Below are 23,406 nucleotides of genomic sequence, written 5' to 3'. Positions count from 1 at the left end.
GACTAATCAAAACTCCCAACTCGATCTAATTTGAGTGAGTCATCATAGTGCATCCAAATACCGAAGGCTTTACCAATGATGTATTTTTCCGGCACAAATCCCCAAAAACGAGAGTCACTACTACGTGAGCGATTATCACCCATAACAAAATAATGCCCTGCTGGAACAACTGCCTTAACTCCCCGAGAGGTTTGATTCGGATCTAGCAAAATATCATGAGGATTATTACCCAATAATTCTCGCTGATGCTTAAAGCCTGTCATCTCTATGCCCGACTCAACGCCGTGATAATCTTCAAAATTTTCATAGTTAATTTTTTCGCCATTCACCAATAAGCGATCTGCATGATAAACCACTGTATCGCCCGGAATACCGACAATTCTTTTAATGAAGTCAGCACCTTGATATTTGGCATTTTTTTCATAATTAGGATATCTAAAAACAACCACATCGCCTCTTTCAGGTTTTTTAAACTCAATCAGCTTCTGATTTAAAACCGGAATACTCACGCCATAATCAAACTTAGAAACCAAAATAAAATCACCTGTTAACAAGGTTGGCATCATTGAATTAGACGGAATTCTAAAAGGCTCTACAATAAAGCCACGCAGCACAAAAACTAGCAACAACACAGGAAAGAACTCAGCTGACCATTGCACCACCTTGGGGCGATCGCTATATTTTTCGCTCTTATTAAAGCGCAAGAACATCACAAAATATACAAATTTAGTAAATCCTGTTTTATCAGGTGTTGGATGGGACAACTTCTCGCCTTTGTTAAAAAGCAAATGATCCAAGCTCACAATCAAAAAAGCACTGATTAAAAATAAAGCTAAATACGATGAAACATCCCAGGCAAAGAAAGGTGAAGCATTTTCAAGTGTCATAATAATATCCGTACAAAAAAAAGGTAAAGCAAAACGTTGTTATTATATAATAACTTCTTTTTATAGTTTTTCACATTGGAGGAAATACAATGGCATTAGCAGATTTAGAAAGAGACGCTCACGGTTACTTAGTTAACCTTAACGAATGGAATGAAGATATTGCTCAAGAAATTGCAGCAGAAGAAGGTATTGAATTAACAGCTGACAGTTTTAAGTTGATTAACTTTCTGCGTGATGAGTACATTAATAATAATGCTAATCAGCCTAATGAGCGCAACATGGTTAAAGGCTTAAAAGCTGATTGGGACGGTAAATTAGGTACTAAAGAGCTATACAGCCTATTTCCTAAAGGTCCTGCTAAACAAGCAGGTAAGGTTGCCGGTCTTCCAGAGACTAGACGTAAAGGTGGTTACTAAGCACACAGCTTTTTAACCCAATAAAAAAGGCGCTCATTGAGCGCCTTTTTTATTGAATTTTTTGTCAAACTTCAAATCTCAGTAATAGCCATGCCTGCAGTATTAGACAAATTAACAAAATTTGGAAATGAAGTCATTACATTATCTACGCCATTAATTTCAATCGGGTAGTTACATCTTAAAGAAGCCACGGCGAATGACATAGAAATACGATGATCGTGGTGTGACTCAATAATACCTGTTGGCTTTTTAAACGAACCACCTTGGATTTTAATACCATCTTCAAGCACTTGGTTTTCAATACCTAGAATACTTAGCCCATCAGCCATGACTTGAATGCGATCTGATTCTTTAACTCTTAGCTCTTTTGCACCAGTTAAAATGGTTTCTCCAGTTGCACAACTAGCGGCAATAAACACAGCTGGGAATTCATCAATCGCAAGGGGCACTAACGATTCTGGAATTTGAATTCCTTTTAGCTTGGATGATTGAATACGAATATCAGCTAATAGTTCACCACCAATTTCTCGCTCATTTGCCAGAGTAAGATTTGCGCCCATGAGCTTTAAAATATCGATAACGCCGGTTCGAGTTGGGTTGATATTTACCCCTAGCAAAGTAATGTCTGCTTTTGGCGAAATTGCTGCTGCCACCATGAAAAAAGCACTTGATGATATATCACTCGGCACTTGAATTTGCGTGGCGGTTAATTCGCCACCGCCCGTTAAGCACATTTTATTATCATTTACACGCACCTCATAACCTAAGCCTTTAAGCATGCGCTCAGTGTGGTCGCGTGTTGGTGCTGGCTCAGTCACACAAGTATCGCCATTAGCGTACAAACCTGCCAATAACACACATGACTTTACCTGTGCCGATGCTACTGGCAAATCATACTGAATGCCTTTGAGATTTTGCCCGCCGGTAATTTTTAGAGGTGGCTTGCCGTCATTGCTTTCAATTACCGCACCCATTTCTTTTAAAGGGTTAATCACTCGCCCCATTGGGCGTTTTGATAATGACTCATCACCCACCAATTCACAATCAAATGCTTGAGCGGCAAGAATGCCTGACATTAAACGTATAGAGGTGCCTGAGTTGCCTAAATCAAGTGCTTTTTCTGGCTTTTTTAAGCCATTGATACCAACACCATGAATGGTAACGTTATCGCCCTCACGCTCAATTTTGACCCCCATAGCTTGAAAGGCTTTCAGGGTTGAGAGTGCATCTTCACCTTCTAAAAAACCCGAGACCTTGGTTATGCCATTACTTAAAGAGCCCAACATAATGGAGCGATGAGAGATAGACTTGTCTCCAGGAACTTTTAAATTGCCTGACAAACTATTGGCAGGACTTGCAATAAACTTACTCATAATTTTATTTTATGGATCCTTTAATCCTTTAACCAGCTATCTCTAGCAGACTTTGCCTCATGAAATACTTGCTCCAACGCTTCTGATTGTTGGGTTTTAATTAAATTGGCGATTTTATCTAAACTTTGCTGATAACCCTCAATATGCTTGATAATTTGATCGGGGTTATTAATGCAAATATCGCGCCACATAATGGAATCAGATGAAGCGATACGAGAAAAATCTTTAAAGCCACCTGCTGCGTATTTACACGCTTGTGGATTGCTAGAGATTAAATAATCCATCAGTGAAAAAGCCAGCATATGTGGCAAGTGTGATGTCATGGCTAACAAATCATCGTGCTTAGTTTCATTCATAATCTCTATTTTTGCGCCCACACTCTCCCACAAATCGCTCACAGCGACAACAGACTGAGTATCGGCATTTTTCTCTGGTGTAATAATGACACGCTTATGGTTAAACAGGTTCGCATCAGCTGCACCAACCCCACTTTTTTCTTTACCGGCAATCGGATGAGCAGGAATAAAATGCTCCGGCATATGGCCAAATACTTGCTTGGCAATTTGAATAACACTGCCCTTGGTACTACCCACATCCGAGATAATCATTCGCTCAGTGATATGCGGTTTGATCATTTCTAGTATGGCTTTAAAACTATTAACTGGAGTAGCGATCAATACTAAATCAGCACCCTTAAGTGCCTGGGAAATATCGAGTGTGTATTCATCAATAACCCCTAAGGATTTTGCTTTAGCAAGGTTAGCTTCATCTCGACCAAAGCCTACAATAGTTTTAACTTTGTTGACTTTTTTTAAACCTGCAGCAAACGATCCACCGATAAGCCCAACACCAATAATACAAATTTTATTCATCATAATAACGATTTAAGTGCCTCTAAAAAATCTGAAATTTCTCGAGATGTGCCGACCGACACTCTTAAATAATTTTTCATCTCAACGGGGCGCACAATAAACCCGAGTTCTAATAATTGCTGATAAAGTTTTGGCGCATCTTTAACCTGAACCGCGATAAAGTTGGCTGACGAAGGAATGTAAGATAAGCCTAACTTATCAAACCCCTCTTGAAGCTGTTTAAGTCCATTCCTGTTGGCGATCACAGAGCGCACTAAATGAGATTGATCATCCAAAGCGGCAACGGCCGCTACTTGCGCGACATGATTGACGTTAAAAGGCTGGCGAATACGATTTAAATAATCGGCAATTTTGCCACTTGATATAGAGTAACCAACTCGTAAACCCGCCAAACCATAAGCTTTAGAAAAAGTTCGGGTGATGATTAAATTATCAAACTCTTTAAGCCAGCCAATAGCAACACCTGCTGTATCTAAATATTCAACATAGGCCTGATCCAACACCACCGCAATAGAATTTGGCACGCGCGATAAAAAACCATGTAGTGCTTCATCAGTCAGCAAAGTGCCGGTTGGATTATTAGGATTAGCAATAAAAATCAGCTTAGTACGGTCTGTAATAGCGAGCAACATAGCTTCTAAATCATGACCAAAGTTTTTCGCCTGAGTGACAACCGCTGTCGCGCCTAAAGCTTGAGTTGCTAATGGATAGACCACAAAAGCATACTGCGAAAAAATCACCTCATCATCCTTGGCACACACATGCGCTTTAGCAATTAATTCCAAAATATCATTAGAACCATTACCTAGCGTAATCATATCGGTTGTGACATCGAGATACTTACTGATTGCTTGTTTAAGCTCAAAACCATTACCATCTGGATAACGATCCACTTCACTCACCGCTTGTTGCATAGCCTCAAGAGTCTTTTGACCGATGCCTAATGGATTTTCATTACTGGCGAGTTTAACCACACACTTAAGCCCAAATTCACGCTGCAATTCACTAATTGGCTTACCGCCTTGATAAGGGCTTAAGCCCTTGACAGTATCACAAACACTCACAATACAGCAACAGGGTAAGAGCCTAAAACGTCAACCTTAAGCACTCTTTTTTCAATTTCTGCCAAAGCAACTTTTACCTTATCATCTTCTTGATGGCCTTCGATATCAATCAAGAACAAATATTCCCACTTCACCCCAGGAATAGGGTGCCGCGCTAGCTGCATCATGTTAATTCCTTGCTCTTTAAATGGCTCTAACAAATCAAATAATGCACCCGACTCATGCTTAGTAACCACCAAAATAGAGGTTTTATCATCACCCGAAGGCTCGATAGATTCCTTGCCAAGTATTAAAAATCTAGTGGTATTGCCGGTTTTGTCTTCAATATTTTTAGCCACTCGCTCTAGATCATACAGGCCTAGTGCAGCTTCTGATGCAATTGCGGCAGCACCGACTTCGTCTTTAACCAGTCGAGCAGCCAATGCATTGGAAGCAACCGCTTTTAATTGCGCATTGGGGTAATGATTTGCTAGCCAGCGTTGACACTGATCAAGTGCTTGCTGATGCGCATAGATGGTTTTAATCTCAACAGATTGATCAGCACTCATAAGTTGATGCTGAATTGAAATCTCTACCTCGCCACAAATCTTAAGATCTTGCGAATAAAGCATATCAACTGTACCACCAATCACACCATTAGATGAGTTTTCGATAGGCACAACACCGTAATGCGCATTACCCTTTTCCACCTGATGGAAGATCTCATCAATACTGCCACAATCAAGCGTAGAAACCGCATGGCCAAAATGCTTCAAAGCTGCTTCTTGGGTGAAGGTACCTTCAGGGCCTAAATAAGCAATATTTAGTGGCTGTTCCAATGCTAAGCAGGCTGACATAATTTCACGAAAAATGTGCGCCATATCCTTGTCTTTAAGCAGATTATCGTTACGCTCGATAATAGAACGCAATACTTGAGCTTCACGTTCGGGGCGATAAAACACGCTATTATCATCTGCTGCTTTTTTAACTTCTGCCACATCCGAAGCTAGCTGTGCACGCTCGCCAATAAGTGATTGCACTTTTTTATCTAGTGCATCAATCTCTACTCTTAATTCTGCCAGTGTTTTTTTACCCATATTGCTTCTCAAAATCTGTCATAAATTCAATTAATGTATCCACGCCACTCTCAGGCATGGCATTGTAAATACTAGCACGCATACCGCCCACAGACTTATGCCCTTTTAAGGTTAATAAGTTAGCATTATAAGACTTTTCTAAGAATAGTTGATTAAGACTGTCATCTGCCAAAATAAAGGGTACATTCATCCATGAGCGATACTTCGGATTAACCGGGTTTGAATAAAAACCAGATGCGTCAATTGCTTGATAAAGCTTTTGCGCCTTACGCTTGTTAATCGCCTCTATAGCACCTATTCCACCTTGATCCTTTAGCCATTCAAATACGCGCCCCGCTACATACCAAGGATAAGTTGCAGGGGTGTTGTACATAGAATCATTGTTAGCTTGTGTTGCGTAATCAAACAATACTGGCTGCTTAGCAACCACATCACCAATTAAATCCTCACGCACAATAACAATTGTCAAGCCTGAAATGCCAATATTTTTTTGCGCGCCAGCATAAATTACACCAAATTTTGATACATCAATTTCGCGTGACAAAATAGCTGACGACATATCAGCCACAAGTGGCATATCGACTTCTGGCACATAATCAAACTCTAGGCCTGCAATGGTTTCATTCGGCGTGTAATGCAAATATGCCGCTTGTTCATCAATCTGCCAATCAGAAAAATCTTCAATATCGGTAAAATTATTAGCCGTACTATCTGTACAAATATTAACCTCTGCATAGCGCCTAGCCTCAGCAATTGCTTTAACTGACCAGTGGCCTGTATTGGCATAGTTCGCCTTAGTCTTCCCACGCAACAAATTAATCGGCACCATGGAAAATTGAGCCGATGCACCGCCTTGTAAAAACAACACTTTATAGTTATTAGGAATATTCATCAGCTCGCGCAAGTCTTGCTCAGCTTTTTGCGCCAAAGCCGTAAAATCAACACCACGATGAGAAATTTCCATCACCGAAGCTTTAGCATTGCCGTACTCTACAAGTTCTTCTTGCATTTGGCGCAATACTGGCTTTGGCAGCATAGCTGGACCGGCGCTAAAATTGTATATTTCGCTCATTGATGATTTCCCTAAAAAGTTTCAATTTATTTTACGTTAATATTAATCAATTTTTTACTTGAAACCCAGCTTAAAAAACTGATTATAATTTACCAGCTTAATTATGGAAGTAGGTGAAAATCCTACGCTGTCCTCGCAACGGTATTTTTCTAATCAGAAATCAGTCCGACACATAATTTAGTCATTTAAATTTTACGAAGGATAATCATCATGAAACTCAAGCAACTCTCGTTAGTCGCTGCAATATCAGCACTCACATTTACCACCACAACCAACGCAGTGTTAGGCCCTATTCCTATTTACCTAAATACGGAATATCGAACCGAATCTCCAGTTATCGGCTCTATTGCTTCAACCATTCAACTAAATAAAGCTGATATTTTAAAAACAGGCTCTCATACATTTACTGAACTATTGGCAACCATTGGTGGCATCACCTTTGAAGGTGGGCAGGGAAATCTAACAGCACTTCGCATTCGAGGCAATGAAGCAAATCACACTTTATTATTGGTTGATGGTAGTGTTGTCTCTATCAGTGCAACTCAGCCCAATTTTGATGTAGTACCACTAGAGCAAATTGAACGCATCGAAATCATTAAAGGGCCTTTTTCATCACTCTACGGCCCTGGTGCTATTGGTGGCGTGATTCATGTTTTTACCAATAAAGAGTCTGAGCCAGGCGTACAGAGCGAAGCCAGGTTCTCTTACGGCACTCACAATACTCAAAAAATATCAGTAAGCTCTAGTGCTAACAACAACGGGAATTATGCTCACTATACACTTAGCAAGTATCATACAGATGGTATTGACGCAACCAGTAACGGCGACTTAGACCCTATAGACAGAACCTCAGGCAGCCTAAATATTGGCGGAACTCTTTCTGATGCAACCACTGCTAAGCTGAATATTTTAAATACCAAAGCCGATATCGAATACGATGACTCATGGAGCGCACCAAAACCAGACAACAACTTAACCCAATTTAATATTGAAGTTAATCATCAGTTTAACAAGATGCTTAATACCAAATTTGACATCATGAGGCAAAAAACACAGCGTCGTGAAGCTCAATACAAATTAGAAACATTATCCATTGTTAACGAATATACACTAAATAATGCCAAGCTATCATTAGGCGCTTCACAAACTACCGATAAAGATGTTGATAATGCCAAGCAAATCAAACACACTGATTTATTTTCACAATGGCAAGGTGTTGTTAACCACAATGAATTATCACTTGGTGCTAGAGTAGTTGACCATGATAAATTTAGCAAGCACAACACTTATAATATCAATTGGGCTAAAAATATAGATAATAATGCAAGAATCGCTGCGTCTTTTGGCAAGGCGACCAATCTACCTGATCACTACCAAAACAATCTAAACATTGAGCATGGTAAAACAGAATTAAATCCAGAGCATTCAAAAAATATTGAGCTTGGCATTAGCAAAAATTATCATACTTGGTCTGTGTTAGCAAAATTTTATAAAAGTAAAGTAACGGATGCTTTTAAATGGAGTGCAACAGGGTATACCAATGAAGGTACGGTTAATATCAAAGGTATTGAGCTGGATGCAAAGGCTAATGTATTAGGCTGGGATCTCAAGACAAATTACGACTATAACACTGCTGTCAGCGAATCCACCAATTTACAAAAAGGTAGAAGGCCAAATCATACTGGCAGTATCACAGCTACAAAAACACAAGGACAATATAGTCACCGAATTAATCTAACAGGAAAGTCTTGGGCTTGGGATAAAGATGCACATACCAATAATGATAAGTTGGGTGGCTATGGGCTACTTAATTTATTTACCGATTATGACTACAATAAACAAATCAGTATTTCAGTAAGCTTGAATAATGCCTTAGATAAACAATATGAAATGGCCAAAGGCTACAACACTTTGGGCAGAACTGTCACTCTTGGTATTGCTCATAAGTTTTAAACATCTTGCCACCTTGTCTTATTAAGACTGCTAAGAATAACATTGACTATAATAAAACCATTAACATTGAACAAACAGGATTTTAAATGACAAATCAAATCAACAAAACTAAAGCCATTTTCGCTGTATTTATCATGGTACTTTTAATGATCGCGACACGCGGACATGCAAATTGGCTAAATAGTTTGGTGCATTTACCTGATTTTACTATTCCAGCCTTGTTTATCGCTGGCGTGTATTTGCGAAAATTTTGGGCGGCTTTTGTGATTATTATCAGCGCTGTAGCGATTGATAACTACGCCATTGTACATGAAGGTATTAGTGCAAACTGCATCACCCCTGCTTATAGCGTACTACCCCTTACTTACTACGGAATTTTCTGGGTGGGTAAATACATGAGTAGTTTAAATATTGATACCAGTATAGTCAAAAATGCATTGATTGTTATTGCGGCAACGAGCACCCAATGGTTAGTGGCCACTTCAAGCTATTACTTCTTTACTGCGACTTATGCAAAAACTGGTTGGAGCAATTTCCCTGCCTATATTGCTCAGTGGTCAGTGGCTGAAATTATCCCGGTACTTTTCTGGATGGCTGCTATATCAATCGTCTTTACGCTGAACCAGCGCTACGCATTTATCCCGTACTTTTCAGCTAAAAAAAGCTAAAAACCACCGGTGTCAGATGACCAATACAAAACCAGAATGCAGCGCAAAAAAACGCATATTGACTCTCGCATAGAGCAGGCTAATATTGACAAAGGTATTATCGTACTCCTTACTGGCAACGGCAAAGGTAAGTCTTCTTCGGCTTTAGGGATGATTTGTCGAGCACTCGGCTACGATATGAAAGTAGGAGTTGCTAAGTTTTTAAAAGGCGTGCAAGATACTGGTGAAGATGCTTTTCTAGCTCAACAGCCCAATATTCAAACTGTGTTTATGAAAACTGGCTTTACTTGGGATACGCAAGATAAAGAATACGATACCACTATGGCGCTTGAAACTTGGCAAAAAGCTCAAAGCTACTTAGAAGATAAATCTATTGATTTGGTTGTGCTTGACGAGCTCACCTATATGATTAGCTACAAGTACTTAGATGAGCAAATGATCCTTAATGCACTAAATAAACGCCCAAAAAATCAGCACGTGGTAATCACCGGACGCGCCGCTTCAGAAGGATTAATAGAGATTGCCGATACAGTCAGTGAAGTGAAAGATATCAAGCACGCTTTTAGAGCTAATATTAAAGCCCAAAAAGGCGTTGACCTTTAATGCAAAAAAAAGCCTAAGAATATAAACTCTTAGGCTTTTATTGTTTCAGATAACGATTAACTGAAATTTATTTTATTCCGTACATCTTTCCATCAACAATCATTCTCCAAACCTTTCCATAAGAGCCATTCTTGCTAAGTAATATTGCAGTTGGGGCATAGGCATAATGATATCCCTGAGTAGTACAAGTAACATAAGTATCATCACTAAAATTAATCTCTCTTCCAACTTCACACCCTTGAAAAGCGGACTCTAATCTTCCGTCTTCGTGCTCAAAACTATCAATTGTTTTAGTATTCTCAATAGTCCAGCCAACACTTTTCTCCCATGCTGACTCAAAGTTTGCCTGAGCAGTTACAGAAACCACTGTTAGCACCATGGCCATAATAAATTTATTCATTGTTCATCCTTATTTGGTTATAAAACTTAATAGTATAAAAATTATAACACCCTTATACGCTAATCATCAACCAAAGATGAAGACAGAGGTATTGATATTTAAAACTAGTTATCCTTTCTAGGTACAAATTCTAATACGGTCGCATTAATGCAATATCTTGGCTTGCCATTAGGGCCGTCGCTAAATACATGGCCTAGGTGAATATCTGAACTAACAGAGCGTATCTCTGTGCGCGTCATGCCAAAGCTGTTATCGGCTTTTTCATACACTTCGCCCGCTACCGGCTTGGTAAAAGATAGCCAGCCAGATTTTGAATTAAAACGATCACGGGTATCAAATAAAGCTCTGCCAGATAATTTATCAATAAATACACCATCAGGTGTATTTTTAAAAATATCGTATTGCTTGCAAAACCTGCCATCTGTGCCTTTGTTAAAAGCGACATCAAAAGCTTCTGATGATTTTCCAAGTTTAAACTCACCCAATGCTTTGTAAAATTCACTCGGTGACATATAGCCTTGCTGAGCCCAAACTTCTTTACCCTCTTTAATAAAGAAAATAGTTGGCGTTGCCCAAGTTGGTGTTTTTAAATCAAACCCTTGCAGTGCAGTCATCGGGGCACTTCTAAGGGGAATACTGCCTTTGTATTTTGACGTAACTTCTTTTTCAAATTGCAGACAATATAAGCACGAACCTTTGTCTTCTGCTTCGATCACTAAAATCTCCAACCCGCCAAGTGGTTTCACCGTCTCATGCACTACCTGCTTTTGCATGGCTTGATCAAATTTCACACCAGTTGCATGATTAGGGCAATAGCCATTTGGATTTTTAACTAGATAATTTTGATGATAATCTTCTGCAGGCCAAAATTTATCCAGTTGTTTAATTTCAGTAACAATCTTGCCATAGCCTTTAGCTGTTAACAGTTGCTGGAATTTTTGCCCGGTACTTAGTGCAACTGCCTCTTGGTCTTTTGTGGTCCAATAAAGTGCTGAGCGATAATTATTACCAATATCACCACCTTGTCCATCTACTTGGGTTGGATCATGAATTTCCCAAAAATTCTTTATCAGAGTTTTGGTGGAGACTTTGGCTGGGTTGTAAGTTACCTTTACTACTTCAGTATGATTAACCAATTCTTTGTCGATCTCAAGCGCACTTTTATCAGTGAGTCCAATATTTTCTAAAAAACTAACAAAACCCGAGCTTTGAAGATTTCGATTTTTGAGTACATCGTCATAACTAGGATTGGCATAGCTACCACCAGCATAGCCAGAGGTAGCTTCAACCACGCCCTCAATTTTTTCAAAGTTTTTTTCTACACCCCAAAAACAACCGGCTGCAAATACGATTTCTAGTAACATAAATTATCCTTTGATTAATAAACCTATATTTATTAATACGTGCTCAGTACACAAAGAGTTTCAAGTTTTTGAAAAAAATATTTAAGTATTCTCGCTCATATATTGTAAAGCTTGGTATAAATACTCTACTGGAACAATCTTTAAGCCTTTGGGCGCTTTTTTTGGGATATTACCCTTAGGGATGATAGCCACCTTAAAGCCGTGTTTTTGCGCCTCTTGCAAGCGCTCAATGGCATTATAAACCGGGCGCACCTCACCCGTTAAGCCTACTTCGCCAAACGCAATCCAATCATTCGGGATTACTTTATCCCTCAGACTCGACATAATTGCCAGCATCACCACCAGATCAGAAGCGGTTTCATTCACTTTAATACCACCAACCACATTCACAAAAACATCTTGATCATGTGTTGCTACACCGCCATGCTTATGTAGCACAGCGAGTTGCAACGCTAGGCGATTTTGTTCTAAACCGACACTCACGCGCTTAGGGTTGCCACCCGCTTGATCAACCAAAGCTTGCACTTCAACCATCAACGGCCTAGTTGCCTCACGCGTAACCATGACCATCGAACCTGGCGATGGCTTGGCTTGATTAGATAAGAAAATGGCTGACGGATTTTCCACTTGCACAAGGCCAGTTTCACCCATGGCAAAAACACTGATTTCATTTACCGCACCGAAGCGATTTTTCACCGCGCGAATAATGCGATAACGCCCGCCTGCATCGCCCTCAAAATACAATACCGCATCAACCATGTGCTCTAAAATTCTAGGTCCAGCCAGTGCGCCACCTTTAGTCACATGGCCAATCATCAGTAAAATGGTGTTGGTTTGCTTGGCAAACTGCGTCAGTTGAGCGGCGCAATCTCTCACTTGCGTAACTGAACCAGGCGCCGAGGTGGAGCCGTCTGTCACCATGGTTTGGATGGAGTCAATCACAATAACTTTAGGCTTAACTTCTTTAGCTAATTTAATAATTTTTTCTAAGTGAGTTTCACTCAAAAGCAAAATATCTTCATGAATATTTAAGCGAATTGCACGATCACTAATCTGCTCTGCTGACTCTTCACCACTGACGTACAAGGTAGTATTGGTTTTATTAATGGCGGCCATTGCTTGCAAAATGAGCGTAGATTTACCAATCCCAGGATCACCGCCAATTAGCACCACTGAGCCATCTACCAAACCACCACCTAAAGTGCGATCAAGCTCTGTTAAACCTGTTGTTAATCTTTGACGATGCTCAGACTTAATGTCTGATAAGTTTTGAACTTTAGAAGGTGGCAGATCTTTAAGACTTTCAGGTTTTGAAGAAGTTGCTTGAGATAAAACCACCTCTTCCAAAGTATTCCAGGCTTTGCAGTCTAGGCACTGCCCTGCCCATTGTGGTTGCGACGAACCACACTCACGACAAACAAACTCTACTTTAGTTTTTGCCACTACTTTTTCATGAGCTTTTCAATCTCATTTTTAAAGGCTTCAATATCTTGAAATTGACGATAAACCGAAGCAAAGCGAATATAAGCCACTTCATCAAGCGCTTTAAGCTCTTCCATCACCCATTCGCCAATTTTGGCTGAAGGCACTTCGCGCTCTGCTTGAGTCATTAGTTTGCGTGAAATTCTAGCAATGGAGGTTTCAATTTGCGAGGTTTTAACCGGGCGTTTTTCTAAAGCTTTAAGTAGGCCAGAGCGAAGCTTGTCTTCACTAAAGCTTTCCCGAGATTCATCACTTTTAATCAGGCGTGGTAGATTTAAATCAACCGTTTCTCGGGTTGAATAGCGCTCACCACAAGAGGTGCACTCGCGACGGCGACGCACTTGCGAGCCATCATCAATTAAACGTGTGTCTAATACTTTGGTGTCGTCAGACTGACAAAATGGACAGCGCATTCTTCCCCTTAATACTAACTATTTGTACACAGGATGCTGAGCGCAAACCTTAGCCACTTTTGCTTTCACTTCATCGATCATCGCTTGATTATCTAGATCATCACAAATGTCACAAATCCAGCTAGCCAAATCACGACACTCCTGCTCACCAAATCCGCGCGTCGTCACCGCAGGCGTACCCACACGAATACCACTGGTTACAAATGGTGATTGTGGATCATTAGGTACGGCGTTCATGTTAACGGTAATATGGGCATTACCAAGCGCTGCGTCAACTGCTTTACCAGTTAAACCTTGATCAATAAAGCTCACTAAAAATAAATGATCGTCTGTACCGCCAGAAACAACATCAAAGCCACGCTGAATAAAAGTATCCGCCATCGCTTGTGCGTTGACCTTAACTTGCTTTTGATAGGCTTTATACTCATCACTCATTGCCTCTTTAAAGCAAACCGCTTTAGCAGCAATAATATGCATCAGTGGGCCGCCTTGAATACCTGGGAAAATCGCCGAATTAAGCTTTTTCTCAATTTCTTCATTAGCTTTAGCCAAAATCAGACCGCCACGAGGGCCGCGTAGAGTTTTGTGTGTCGTGGTGGTAGTAACATCAGCAATACCCACTGGAGATGGATATTCACCGGTTGCAATCAGACCAGCAACGTGCGCCATATCTACCATCAAATACGCACCAATTGAATCGGCGATGTCTCTAAAACGCTGCCAATCAACCACGCGTGAATAGGCTGAAAATCCTGCAATAATCATTTTTGGCTGATGCTCTTGGGCTAGCGCCTCTACTTGAGCGTAGTCAATCTCGCCAGTACTTTCATCTAAGCCATACTGAATTGCATTAAAGTTTTTTCCAGAAAAAGAAGGTTTGGCGCCGTGTGTAAGATGTCCGCCGTGTGCAAGGCTCATACCTAAAATAGTATCGCCCGGTACTAACAATGCTTGGAAAACCGCTGCGTTTGCTTGAGAGCCAGAATGCGGCTGCACGTTAACATAATCTGCACCGAACAATTTTTTAGCACGATCAATTGCTAATTGCTCAACGATATCTACATGCTCACAACCACCGTAATAACGTTTCCCAGGATAGCCTTCAGCGTATTTATTAGTCAGCTGAGAGCCTTGAGCCTCCATCACTGCAGGTGAGGTGTAGTTTTCACTGGCGATCAGCTCAATATGCGCTTCTTGACGAGCAACCTCCGCCACAATTGCATTTGAAATTTCACTATCTACTTTGGCTAAAGTTTGGGATCTATCAAACATAACATTCTCCTTTTTTTTAATATTTTCTTAGATTTAAGATGATAATTTTAACGCACAAACAGCAATCTATCGACCAAAGTCAGCGTCTAATTTTAAAAATTTAGGAAATTATGCAAATCAAGCCAGAATAAGGCTTATAAGGGGTATATTTGAGCAAAAACCTTGTAAAAATAGTCACTTTACATGCTTAAATTCAAGCAATTAAGCAAAAATAGTCGAGCCAAACTTTGCGTATGAAAAATTTTGGAAATTTTAAGAATGACACTAAAAAAAACGCTTAAACAATAAAAAAGCCGCAAACTAATTACCCAGTTTGCGGCTTTTTTTTATTCCAATAATTTAGTTATAAATTATGGCTTCTTAGGTGTTTGGTATGGCACTTCTGTTTGCACTGAATCCCATTCAGTTGTGTAACCAACGTGAAAACCTGCAGGTACTTTACCATCTACAGTTTTTTGAGTTGTTGTAACTCTGAAACCTTCTTTACCAACTACACCTGTAGGAACTGCAGGTCTTTGCATTTGTCCGCTCATATCTTACTCCTAAAAAATCTTAAAGTATCCGCTGTAAAGGTCTACAACTAAAAAACACTTTAAACAATAAAATTTATAATTTGAGCAATTATACAGCGATGTCCATCAATAATCCATTTTTTATCAAAAAAATTATCCAATTTAGTGCAATTAAATCTAGCTTGTTTGGTTAGATTCTGACTTAGCCTGGCATATTGGACAATGGGCATCTTTACTAATTGTTAGCGTTCTAAAATCAAGCTTTAGCGCATCGATAATCATCAACTTTCCACTCAACTGCTCACCCAAGTCTAGCACTACTTTAATAGCTTGAAGCGCTTGCAATGTGCCCATAAATCCTGCAACCGGTGCAAGAATACCGTTTTCTGTGCAATTTTCATTATCCTCGCCTTCTTTACTATACAAACACTGATAACAAGGCTGGTCTGCCTCATAACCTTTAAAGACCGATAGCTGCCCTTCAAAACGAATAACCGCTGCAGAAACCAGTGTTACTTTTTCTTGTACGCAGGCGGCGTTAATTTTAAAGCGCGTGGCGAAATTATCCGTGCCATCTAACACCACATCTGCTTTGGCCACCCAACTATTTAGGTTTTCTTTACTAAGATCCGTCAACGTGGTTACTTTAATGTCTGGATTAATGGCCAGCATTTTTGCTTTAGCCGAGTCAGTTTTATATTGGCCAATATCGGGTGTATGGTGAATCACTTGGCGCTGAAGATTGGAGAGCTCGACTTTGTCAAAATCAGCAATAATAATATGTCCAACGCCTGCAGCTGCTAGATACAGCGCACTAGGAGAACCCAAGCCACCAACGCCAATTAACAACATAGTGGCATCTAGCAGACTTTGCTGACCTTCAATGCCCACTTGGGGCAACATAATTTGGCGCGAATATCTAAGCAGGTCTTGATCGTTCATGAATTAAAGTATTTATTGAGTTTTGGCATGATTAACATTCTACAATAAGCTTGATCTGGGTTGTTATTAAAATAGTTTTGATGATAGTTTTCCGCTGGATAAAACACATCCAAGGCGCTCACTTCTGTCACAATTTTGTCGCCCAATGTTTGCATATATTGCTGGGCTAGATTTTTTTGCTCAATATTTTCATAAAATATAGCTGAGCGATATTGCGTGCCCTTGTCATTACCTTGCTGGTTCAGCGTCGTGGCATCATGTGTGGCAAAAAAGACCTGTAGTAACTGTGTAAAGCTCAGCTGAGATTCATCAAAATTAACTTTAACCACCTCAGCATGCCCAGTTAATCCGGTGCAAATATCTACATAAGTAGGGTTTTGAGTGAGCCCATTACAATAGCCAGACTCAACACTCGCCACACCTGAAATACGTTGAAAAACAGCTTCAACACACCAAAAACATCCGCCGGCAAAATAAGCTGTTTGCATGTATGATTCAATATAATTTAAAAAAATAATAGTATAGCTGATGAGCGCCCAAGAAGTAATCACACAACTCAAATCTTTTGCGAGCGACTCTCGGCGAAAATCAAACGAATATTACTTTAAAACTGGGCCGGGAGAGTATAGCGAGTTTGACCAATTTATCGGCGTGCGCACGCCGCAAATTCGCTCAATTGCCAAGCAATATTATCAGCGTATCAACTTTAATGAAATTGACCTATTAATCAATCACCTTGTTCATGAAATTCGCTACTGTGGGTTAATTATTCTAGTTTATCAATATCAGTCTTCCCAGTCGGAAGCGGTTTTTAATTATTATTTAAAAAATCTACAGGCAGTAAATAATTGGGATTTGGTTGATTACTCAACGCCGCATATTATTGGTGATTATCTACTCAGCCATCCAAACAAACATAGTCTTTTGCTTGATTGGGCAAAATCAAATAATTTATGGGAAAGGCGCATTGCCATTGTGGCAACCCTCGCCTTTATCAAGCAAAATCAATTCACACTAACTTTAACGATTAGCCAACTACTGCTAAACGACCAGCAAGATTTAATCCATAAAGCTGTTGGTTGGATGCTAAGAGAGGTTTATAAAAAAAATCCTGACACCTGCAAAGCTTTCTTACGAGAAAATTACGCACAACTCCCTAGAACTACTTTAAGATATGCGATTGAACGCATGGCCGAAATTGAGCGAAAAGCGTATCTGAAAGGAGGTTTTTAACGTGTATCAAATTAGTTTTTATGTGCCAGAAACCGACTTAGAAATTGTTAAAAATGCGATGTTTGATGCGGGTGCAGGCCAGCATGAAAACTACGAACAATGTGCTTGGCAAACTATTGGCATGGGGCAATTCAAGCCTATCAACAATGCCCAGCCTGCCATTGGCCTATTGGACGAATTAGAAGCTATAGAAGAGTACAAAGTGGAAATGCTTTGTGTTGATGACAACCTTGATTTAGCCATTAAAGCCATGAAATTTTCTCATCCTTATGAGCAAGTAGCTTATAGCGTTATCAAAATGGAGTATTAATTATGATGAAGAAACAAGCCCCGTACGAACATGGATTTATGCTGAGCTTATTATTGCTCGCCATTGGTGGACTCATTTGGCTATTTATGCCTTTTATCCCTGCTTTATTTTTAGCGCTACTTATTGCCATTGCCACTTTTTCACAATACAACAAACTCAAATCGCGCCTATCTGCTAACCATGCAGCACTAGCAATGACAGCATTAGTAACAACCATTCTGATTTTACCATTGAGCTATATTTTGCTCATTAGCGGTCTTGAAGTATCAACCCTAATTCAAACCATCAATACCGACTTTAGTTTGGAGAAAAGCCGCCAAATACTTGAGCAAACCATTTCAGGATTGCCTTTTTCCGAGCCACTTAAAGCCACTTTAAGTACAACCATCAATAACAACTTAGAAGGCTTATTGACTAATATTAAAGATTTTTCAGTGACTATTTTGACCAGTATTTTATCTCTCTCTTCGCATTTTGTCTTTTTCTTGGTTGTTAGTGTTTTTGCACTTTACTATTTCTACATAGATGGCAAAAACACCATTAAACGCCTTAAGAATCTCTCACCTTTAGAAAACTACCTAGATGAGATTTTACTAAAGCAATTTTCAAGCCTTTCTATTACCCTCGTCGGTAGTGTTTTTAGTATTGCTATTTTACAAGGTGTGCTTTTCTCTATCGCGGTGATCCTGGTAGGCTTGCCGGCTTTATATTTTGGCATTGCCATGGCGCTCGCCAGCTTTATCCCGGTACTCGGAGGCTTGATTATTTGGCTACCTTTGAGCCTGTATCTTTATTCACAAGGACAAACAACTGATGCACTAATTATTGTGTTATTTGGTGCGGTGTTTATTGGCACTATTATTGATAATTTTGTTAGACCTTTGATCATTCAGAAATTTACCCAAAACAGTCATCACTCTAGTGCGCTAAACCACACGCTAATCACTGTTTTATCAACACTGGCTGGGATTATTCAATTTGGCATTTTAGGCTTATTCATTGGGCCAATTATTGCCGCTATGGCTATCAGTATTTTTGATGTCTACGCGATTAAATATGCCGACTCATTAGATCAGCGCTAAACACCTCTCTGGCGATAAAATCAAAATCAGGTATAATGCCTTCCTTTAATTTACCAATAGGGTTTGCATGTTAAATAAGTTAGTTGAATATATTAAAAATAACCATCCTGATACCAATGTTGATGCTTATCTAGATGCTAAATACATCCAGCTTAATAACACCCAATTAAAACAAATTGCTGATGCCTTAGAAAGTGGTGAGCTAGCCACCAGCCCTGCCTCTAGTTGTGGCGCTAATCATTTTATTTTTCATTTTGGTAGTACTATTATTCTATTGCAAAAAGACACAACAGAGTCTAACGCAGTGTATACGGCTGAACTTGCCTGGGAGACTGATTTCTTATCAGTAAGATCTGTGAGAGATAAAGCCAAAGGTTTTTACTTTATTAATTTTGAGTTTGATGATGATTACCAAACCACACTACTAGATACTCAAAAAATTATTGAAGGCCATGTAAACAATAGTGAAAAAAATCAGCAAATTGTTGATAAAGTCATGCCGGTGTTAAAGGGTTTTATGAATGCTATTAGTGACTAACAACCAAGCCTATAATTTTTCATAATATCTACAAGTAATCAACCCCATCACTTGTCCATCTGGATAAACACACCCCTTGCGGGGTGTGAACGCTATCAGTGATTAACTAGCCTGCTTGAGTAAGTTTTTTGAGTTTTGGTCCAGCTTTGAAGCTCACCACTTTTCGAGCTGATATCTCTACCGCCTCACCTGTTTTAGGGTTTCTACCAGGACGAGCGGATTTTTCTCTGAGTACAAAATTACCAAAACTAGACAGCTTAACTTCTTCACCTGAAGCTAGTGTTGCCTGAATTTGGTTAAAAAAATCATTGGTTAATTGTAACGCTTGTGCATGCGTTATCTCTATCTCACGCACCAGCTCATCAGCAATATCTTTTTTACTGAGTGCCATTATCGAAGTGTGGCCGAAAATTTATCTTGCATTAGACTAAGCACTTCATCGACCTTTGTATTGACTTCTTCATCAGCCAAAGTTGCCTCTAAAGATTGATATATAAGATTAAGCGCAACACTCTTTTTGCCAGATTCGACATGCTCGCCTGCATACACATCGAACAAATTCACACCAACAAAATGCTCTTGGCACAAACCTTTGATTGCATCTGTTAATTGGGCAACTGGTGTTGCTTGATCAACCACAAGTGCAATATCTCTTTGGGCTTGCTGATAAGAGGAGAAAGCCTGATATTTAGCAACTCTTCCTATTAAGATGGCATTTAAATCCACCTCATACAAATAACATTGCGGCAGTGATAGTTCTTTTTGCAGGGTTGGAGACAGTGCACCAATCCAGCCCACTTGCTCACCATTCAGGCTAATTTTAGCGCTCTGGCCTTTTTGTAGTGCCGGATGTTCAGCTGCTTCAAAATCAAAAATTGCTGATGTAAAACTCAAGATTGACTCAAGATCAGCTTTAGCGTCGAAAAAATCTAAAGGTTGGGTTTCACCTGACCACTGAGCATCAAAACGGTTACCCGAAACAATACCTGCTAATTTATTTGATTGCTCATCCGCTTTCACACCAGCAAAACATAAGCCTATTTCAAAAAATCGTGCATCTGTATGACCACGTCTTTGATTAGATTCTACTGTTTGCAAAAGACCAGCCCAAAGTGACGAGCGCATGGTCGACATATCGGCTGAAATTGGATTTGAAAGCGTGATTTTTTTAGCTGAAGGGTCAATTAACGTTTGATACTTTTCAGCAATAAAACTATAGGTAATCACTTCTTGATAACCACGACTCACTAAAGCCTGCATCACATCATACTGATCAACCTGCGCCTCTTTAATCACATTAATATTGGCATCTAGTGATAATTTTTGCACGGGTAATTTATCATAGCCGTAGAGTCTAGCCAATTCCTCAATTAAATCAGCAGGAATACGGATATCAAACCTAAAACTTGGCGGGACAATTGTCCATGAATCAGCAGTTTTATCGCTAATTTCAAAATCAAGATTAATAAACTTTTCTTCAATCCAATCACTGTCTAGCTCAAAGCCCAATACTTTCTGAATTTTGGCTTTTGTAATGGTAATAGGTGTTAGCTCTGGGAGTGTTGAATCATCGATATTAGCTGTAATATCACTCACTTCACCGCCACAAATTTCAACCACAAGCTGAGCGGCACGATCTAGTGCAAGCTCGGTGATATTAAAATCTACACCCCGCTCAAAACGCAGTGATGATTCAGTATGCAGGCCATAATTTCTGGCCTTGCCCGCAATTGAGACTGGCTCAAAAAAGGCACTTTCTAGCAAAATATCCGTTGTTGTTGTCTGTGTAGAGCTTGCTTCGCCACCCATCACACCAGCAATCGCCAACACAGAATTTTCATCAGCAATAACCAAGGTATCTTCTTTTAACTCAACCGTTGAATCATTTAGAAGCTCAACAGTTTCGCCTGAATTCGCGTTTCTAACGTCAATCGCACCCTTGATTTTAGACAAATCAAATGCATGCATTGGTTGGCCGAGCTCCATGAGTACATAGTTGGTAATATCAACTACTGGAGAATGTGTCGCTTGACCTGAGCGCGTTAATTTATCTGCCATCCACTGAGGTGTTTGCACGGTATTATCAATACCGTTAATAGCCCTGGTTAAATATTTAGGGCAGGCTTTAGTATTGCTTACATTGGTAGAGATACTCGAATTGCCAGAAGCGTTTACTTCGATCTCAGGCATGACAAATGCCATGTTGTAATTAGCGCTCACTTCACGCGCAACACCTAACACTGAAAAACAATCGCCACGATTAGGGGTGATGTCTAGCTCAATAATATGATCATCAAGATCTAAATATTCTCTAATATCTTGACCAATTGGCGCCTCAACATCGAGCTCAGCAATGCCGTCAGAAGCATCACTCAACCCTAACTCTGAATCAGAGCAAATCATGCCGAATGATTCAACACCACGCAACTTGGCTTTTTTAATTTTAAAATCACCGGGTAATTTTGCACCAACCAAAGCGGCCATTACCTTAAGCCCTGTACGCACGTTTTTAGCGCCACAGATGATTTGTACAGTCTCAGCCTCACCTACATCAACTTGACACAAGTTAAGCTTATCAGCATCCGGGTGTTTTTCACACGATACAACATGTCCAACCACTACCTTACTAAAAGCAGGTGCAACCGTTTCAATACTGTCTACTTCTAGACCTGCCATTGTTAATTGTTCAGCGAGCACTTCGTCTGTAACGACTGGTGAAATCCACTCACGCAACCAAGATGTTGAAATATTCATATTAGTTAAATTGTTTTAGAAAACGTACGTCGTTTTCAAAGAATAGTCTTAAATCGTTAACGCCGTAACGCAACATTGCTAAGCGCTCTACACCCATGCCAAAGGCCAATCCAGTAAATTCTTCAGAATCCACATTAACGGAATTTAACACATTGGGGTGTACCACACCACAGCCTAGCACTTCTAGCCAGCCGGTTTTCTTACAAACGCGACAACCTTCGCCACCACAAATCACACATTCGATATCAGCTTCAGCTGAAGGCTCAGTAAACGGAAAGTAAGAGGGGCGAAAACGCACTTGTAAATCTTCTTTTTCAAAATAAGCACGTAAGAAATCAATCAACAAGCCTTTTAGCTGCGCAAAATTAGCATCTTTGTCAACGATTAAGCCCTCAACCTGGTGAAACATCGGAGTATGAGTAATATCTGAATCACAACGATATACACGCCCTGGTGCAATCACACGCACAGGTGGTTTTTGTTTTTCCAGGGTTCGAATTTGCACTGGCGATGTATGCGTTCTAAGTACCGTATTATCATTAAAGTAAAAGGTATCATGCATAGCGCGCGCAGGATGATGCTCAGGGATATTTAGCGCGGTAAAGTTATGAAAATCATCTTCAATTTCGGGGCCAGTTGCTACCTCAAAACCATTTTTGGCAAAAAGTGCCTGAATACGTTTAAGTGTAATCGTAACAGGATGCAAGCCGCCCATTTCAGCGTGACGCCCGGGAAGAGAAACATCCACTTGTTCTTCTAATAAGCGCTTTTCTAGCTCGACTGTCTCTAGGTGATTTTTTTTATCTGTTAGCTGCATCTGCAGCTCAACCTTGGCCTGATTAATGGCTTCACCCATTTTAGGGCGCTCTTCTTTAGAAAGCTTTCCTAGCCCCTTTAGCAAAGCAGTCAGTTCACCTTTTTTGCCCAGAAAAGTAACTCTAATGTCGTCGAGCGTTTTTAAGTCTTGCGCATCAGCAATAGCTGAGCTAGCTTTTTCAAGAATTGGTTCAATCATTTGTACGGGGCATCTTTAAGAATTCATGGTATTTTCTAGAAGTTATCATAAATTTTTAAAGATGTCTTTAATAGTTTGGTATGAAAAAAGCCATGATAAATCATG

25 protein-coding genes and 1 riboswitch are annotated in these 23,406 nt (G+C 39.9%); of the genes, 8 read left to right on the top strand and 17 right to left on the bottom strand.

Features of this window, described 5'->3' with window-relative positions; genetic code table 11:
- Positions 1-2: 2 nt before the first annotated feature.
- Positions 3-887, bottom strand: coding sequence for a signal peptidase I (gene lepB, locus SP60_RS07305; RefSeq protein WP_053951999.1), 885 nt, complete (start codon positions 885-887; stop codon positions 3-5).
- An 89-nt stretch (positions 888-976) separates the two neighbouring features.
- Here lepB and SP60_RS07300 point away from each other — a divergent pair, with 89 nt between their 5' ends.
- The gene (locus SP60_RS07300; protein ID WP_053951998.1) at positions 977-1,303 is read left to right on the top strand and encodes a TusE/DsrC/DsvC family sulfur relay protein; all 327 of its coding nucleotides are present in this window, start codon (positions 977-979) and stop codon (positions 1,301-1,303) included.
- Positions 1,304-1,374: 71 nt separating this feature from the next.
- Here the strand turns inward: SP60_RS07300 and aroA are convergent, their stop codons facing one another.
- The 5 genes from aroA to serC are packed head-to-tail and all read right to left on the bottom strand — an operon-like array spanning position 1,375 to position 6,760.
- Complete coding sequence (aroA, locus tag SP60_RS07295) at positions 1,375-2,676, bottom strand: 3-phosphoshikimate 1-carboxyvinyltransferase (RefSeq protein WP_053951997.1); 1,302 nt, start codon at positions 2,674-2,676, stop codon at positions 1,375-1,377.
- A 20-nt stretch (positions 2,677-2,696) separates the two neighbouring features.
- On the bottom strand, positions 2,697-3,551 hold the full coding sequence (locus SP60_RS07290; RefSeq protein WP_053951996.1) for a prephenate dehydrogenase: 855 nt from the start codon (positions 3,549-3,551) through the stop codon (positions 2,697-2,699).
- On the bottom strand, positions 3,548-4,612 hold the full coding sequence (gene hisC, locus SP60_RS07285) for a histidinol-phosphate transaminase (RefSeq protein WP_053951995.1): 1,065 nt from the start codon (positions 4,610-4,612) through the stop codon (positions 3,548-3,550). Before hisC ends, SP60_RS07290 begins: the two co-directional genes overlap by 4 nt.
- Complete coding sequence (gene pheA / locus SP60_RS07280) at positions 4,609-5,688, bottom strand: prephenate dehydratase (protein WP_053951994.1); 1,080 nt, start codon at positions 5,686-5,688, stop codon at positions 4,609-4,611. Before pheA ends, hisC begins: the two co-directional genes overlap by 4 nt.
- Positions 5,681-6,760, bottom strand: coding sequence for a 3-phosphoserine/phosphohydroxythreonine transaminase (gene serC, locus SP60_RS07275; protein WP_053951993.1), 1,080 nt, complete (start codon positions 6,758-6,760; stop codon positions 5,681-5,683). The genes pheA and serC overlap by 8 nt, the downstream gene beginning before the upstream one ends.
- Before the next feature lie 68 nt (positions 6,761-6,828).
- A riboswitch (cobalamin riboswitch) is annotated at positions 6,829-6,954 on the top strand.
- Positions 6,955-6,970: 16 nt separating this feature from the next.
- Between serC and SP60_RS07270 the strand changes: the two genes are divergently transcribed.
- The 3 genes from SP60_RS07270 to cobO all read left to right on the top strand — a co-directional run bounded on the left by SP60_RS07270 (position 6,971) and on the right by cobO (position 9,984).
- Positions 6,971-8,713, top strand: coding sequence for a TonB-dependent receptor domain-containing protein (locus SP60_RS07270; protein WP_053951992.1), 1,743 nt, complete (start codon positions 6,971-6,973; stop codon positions 8,711-8,713).
- An 86-nt stretch (positions 8,714-8,799) separates the two neighbouring features.
- Positions 8,800-9,381 carry a hypothetical protein gene (locus tag SP60_RS07265; protein ID WP_053951991.1) on the top strand — a complete coding sequence of 194 codons (582 nt, stop codon included), beginning with the start codon at positions 8,800-8,802 and terminating at the stop codon, positions 9,379-9,381.
- A 9-nt stretch (positions 9,382-9,390) separates the two neighbouring features.
- Entirely contained in the window at positions 9,391-9,984 is a 594-nt protein-coding gene (cobO, locus tag SP60_RS07260; RefSeq protein WP_082319664.1) for a cob(I)yrinic acid a,c-diamide adenosyltransferase, read from the top strand.
- Positions 9,985-10,051: 67 nt separating this feature from the next.
- Here cobO and SP60_RS07255 read toward each other — a convergent pair whose 3' ends face one another.
- From SP60_RS07255 to msrA (SP60_RS07220), 8 genes are all read right to left on the bottom strand, one after another.
- Entirely contained in the window at positions 10,052-10,384 is a 333-nt protein-coding gene (locus tag SP60_RS07255) for a hypothetical protein (RefSeq protein ID WP_053951990.1), read from the bottom strand.
- Positions 10,385-10,488: 104 nt separating this feature from the next.
- Positions 10,489-11,748 carry a peptide-methionine (S)-S-oxide reductase MsrA gene (msrA, locus tag SP60_RS07250; RefSeq protein ID WP_053951989.1) on the bottom strand — a complete coding sequence of 420 codons (1,260 nt, stop codon included), beginning with the start codon at positions 11,746-11,748 and terminating at the stop codon, positions 10,489-10,491.
- Positions 11,749-11,829: 81 nt separating this feature from the next.
- A complete protein-coding gene (gene radA, locus SP60_RS07245; RefSeq protein ID WP_053951988.1) occupies positions 11,830-13,191 on the bottom strand; it encodes a DNA repair protein RadA in 1,362 nt (453 codons plus the stop codon).
- Positions 13,191-13,643, bottom strand: coding sequence for a transcriptional regulator NrdR (nrdR, locus tag SP60_RS07240; RefSeq protein WP_053951987.1), 453 nt, complete (start codon positions 13,641-13,643; stop codon positions 13,191-13,193). The genes radA and nrdR overlap by 1 nt, the downstream gene beginning before the upstream one ends.
- A gap of 18 nt (positions 13,644-13,661) precedes the next feature.
- Positions 13,662-14,915 (bottom strand): serine hydroxymethyltransferase, encoded by a 1,254-nt coding sequence (glyA, locus tag SP60_RS07235; protein ID WP_053951986.1) that lies wholly within the window; start codon positions 14,913-14,915, stop codon positions 13,662-13,664.
- 350 nt (positions 14,916-15,265) lie between these two features.
- Positions 15,266-15,448 (bottom strand): hypothetical protein, encoded by a 183-nt coding sequence (locus tag SP60_RS07230; protein WP_053951985.1) that lies wholly within the window; start codon positions 15,446-15,448, stop codon positions 15,266-15,268.
- 156 nt (positions 15,449-15,604) lie between these two features.
- Positions 15,605-16,369, bottom strand: a complete 765-nt coding sequence (locus SP60_RS07225) for a HesA/MoeB/ThiF family protein (protein ID WP_053951984.1) — start codon at positions 16,367-16,369, stop codon at positions 15,605-15,607.
- Positions 16,366-16,857 carry a peptide-methionine (S)-S-oxide reductase MsrA gene (gene msrA / locus SP60_RS07220; RefSeq protein WP_053952248.1) on the bottom strand — a complete coding sequence of 164 codons (492 nt, stop codon included), beginning with the start codon at positions 16,855-16,857 and terminating at the stop codon, positions 16,366-16,368. The genes SP60_RS07225 and msrA (SP60_RS07220) overlap by 4 nt, the downstream gene beginning before the upstream one ends.
- A 40-nt stretch (positions 16,858-16,897) precedes the next feature.
- Here msrA (SP60_RS07220) and SP60_RS07215 point away from each other — a divergent pair, with 40 nt between their 5' ends.
- The 4 genes from SP60_RS07215 to SP60_RS07200 all read left to right on the top strand — a co-directional run bounded on the left by SP60_RS07215 (position 16,898) and on the right by SP60_RS07200 (position 19,532).
- Complete coding sequence (locus SP60_RS07215; RefSeq protein ID WP_053951983.1) at positions 16,898-17,602, top strand: DNA alkylation repair protein; 705 nt, start codon at positions 16,898-16,900, stop codon at positions 17,600-17,602.
- A gap of 1 nt (position 17,603) precedes the next feature.
- Positions 17,604-17,912, top strand: coding sequence for a YqfO family protein (locus SP60_RS07210; protein WP_053951982.1), 309 nt, complete (start codon positions 17,604-17,606; stop codon positions 17,910-17,912).
- 2 nt (positions 17,913-17,914) lie between these two features.
- Entirely contained in the window at positions 17,915-18,994 is a 1,080-nt protein-coding gene (locus SP60_RS07205; protein WP_233487254.1) for an AI-2E family transporter, read from the top strand.
- A 67-nt stretch (positions 18,995-19,061) separates the two neighbouring features.
- A complete protein-coding gene (locus SP60_RS07200) occupies positions 19,062-19,532 on the top strand; it encodes a hypothetical protein (protein WP_053951981.1) in 471 nt (156 codons plus the stop codon).
- 106 nt (positions 19,533-19,638) lie between these two features.
- Here the strand turns inward: SP60_RS07200 and SP60_RS07195 are convergent, their stop codons facing one another.
- The 3 genes from SP60_RS07195 to pheS are packed head-to-tail and all read right to left on the bottom strand — an operon-like array spanning position 19,639 to position 23,301.
- Positions 19,639-19,923: an integration host factor subunit alpha gene (locus tag SP60_RS07195; RefSeq protein WP_053951980.1), complete on the bottom strand. Its 285-nt coding sequence runs from the start codon at positions 19,921-19,923 to the stop codon at positions 19,639-19,641.
- On the bottom strand, positions 19,923-22,286 hold the full coding sequence (gene pheT, locus SP60_RS07190) for a phenylalanine--tRNA ligase subunit beta (protein ID WP_053951979.1): 2,364 nt from the start codon (positions 22,284-22,286) through the stop codon (positions 19,923-19,925). Before pheT ends, SP60_RS07195 begins: the two co-directional genes overlap by 1 nt.
- Before the next feature lies 1 nt (position 22,287).
- Complete coding sequence (gene pheS, locus SP60_RS07185; RefSeq protein ID WP_053951978.1) at positions 22,288-23,301, bottom strand: phenylalanine--tRNA ligase subunit alpha; 1,014 nt, start codon at positions 23,299-23,301, stop codon at positions 22,288-22,290.
- Between the last annotated feature and the right edge of the window lie 105 nt (positions 23,302-23,406).

The organism is Candidatus Thioglobus autotrophicus, from assembly GCF_001293165.1.
Lineage (GTDB): Bacteria > Pseudomonadota > Gammaproteobacteria > PS1 > Pseudothioglobaceae > Thioglobus_A > Thioglobus_A autotrophicus.
Note: the sequence above shows the minus strand (reverse complement) of the source record. Positions and strands in the feature narration are given on the sequence as shown.

What these genes read in the sequence shown, in the direction of transcription:
- aroA (WP_053951997.1), bottom strand. Translation starts at nt 2,676, where the DNA reads ATGAGTAAGTTTATTGCAAGTCCTGCCAATAGTTTGTCAGGCAATTTA.
- SP60_RS07265 (WP_053951991.1), top strand. Translation starts at nt 8,800, where the DNA reads ATGACAAATCAAATCAACAAAACTAAAGCCATTTTCGCTGTATTTATC.
- lepB (WP_053951999.1), bottom strand. Translation starts at nt 887, where the DNA reads ATGACACTTGAAAATGCTTCACCTTTCTTTGCCTGGGATGTTTCATCG.
- pheT (WP_053951979.1), bottom strand. Translation starts at nt 22,286, where the DNA reads ATGAATATTTCAACATCTTGGTTGCGTGAGTGGATTTCACCAGTCGTT.
- SP60_RS07200 (WP_053951981.1), top strand. Translation starts at nt 19,062, where the DNA reads ATGTTAAATAAGTTAGTTGAATATATTAAAAATAACCATCCTGATACC.
- msrA (WP_053952248.1), bottom strand. Translation starts at nt 16,857, where the DNA reads ATGCAAACAGCTTATTTTGCCGGCGGATGTTTTTGGTGTGTTGAAGCT.
- serC (WP_053951993.1), bottom strand. Translation starts at nt 6,760, where the DNA reads ATGAGCGAAATATACAATTTTAGCGCCGGTCCAGCTATGCTGCCAAAG.
- msrA (WP_053951989.1), bottom strand. Translation starts at nt 11,748, where the DNA reads ATGTTACTAGAAATCGTATTTGCAGCCGGTTGTTTTTGGGGTGTAGAA.
- SP60_RS07255 (WP_053951990.1), bottom strand. Translation starts at nt 10,384, where the DNA reads ATGAATAAATTTATTATGGCCATGGTGCTAACAGTGGTTTCTGTAACT.
- SP60_RS07230 (WP_053951985.1), bottom strand. Translation starts at nt 15,448, where the DNA reads ATGAGCGGACAAATGCAAAGACCTGCAGTTCCTACAGGTGTAGTTGGT.
- pheA (WP_053951994.1), bottom strand. Translation starts at nt 5,688, where the DNA reads ATGGGTAAAAAAACACTGGCAGAATTAAGAGTAGAGATTGATGCACTA.
- nrdR (WP_053951987.1), bottom strand. Translation starts at nt 13,643, where the DNA reads ATGCGCTGTCCATTTTGTCAGTCTGACGACACCAAAGTATTAGACACA.
- SP60_RS07300 (WP_053951998.1), top strand. Translation starts at nt 977, where the DNA reads ATGGCATTAGCAGATTTAGAAAGAGACGCTCACGGTTACTTAGTTAAC.
- SP60_RS07225 (WP_053951984.1), bottom strand. Translation starts at nt 16,369, where the DNA reads ATGAACGATCAAGACCTGCTTAGATATTCGCGCCAAATTATGTTGCCC.
- SP60_RS07215 (WP_053951983.1), top strand. Translation starts at nt 16,898, where the DNA reads ATGAGCGCCCAAGAAGTAATCACACAACTCAAATCTTTTGCGAGCGAC.
- SP60_RS07290 (WP_053951996.1), bottom strand. Translation starts at nt 3,551, where the DNA reads ATGATGAATAAAATTTGTATTATTGGTGTTGGGCTTATCGGTGGATCG.
- glyA (WP_053951986.1), bottom strand. Translation starts at nt 14,915, where the DNA reads ATGTTTGATAGATCCCAAACTTTAGCCAAAGTAGATAGTGAAATTTCA.
- SP60_RS07270 (WP_053951992.1), top strand. Translation starts at nt 6,971, where the DNA reads ATGAAACTCAAGCAACTCTCGTTAGTCGCTGCAATATCAGCACTCACA.
- SP60_RS07205 (WP_233487254.1), top strand. Translation starts at nt 17,915, where the DNA reads ATGATGAAGAAACAAGCCCCGTACGAACATGGATTTATGCTGAGCTTA.
- pheS (WP_053951978.1), bottom strand. Translation starts at nt 23,301, where the DNA reads ATGATTGAACCAATTCTTGAAAAAGCTAGCTCAGCTATTGCTGATGCG.
- SP60_RS07195 (WP_053951980.1), bottom strand. Translation starts at nt 19,923, where the DNA reads ATGGCACTCAGTAAAAAAGATATTGCTGATGAGCTGGTGCGTGAGATA.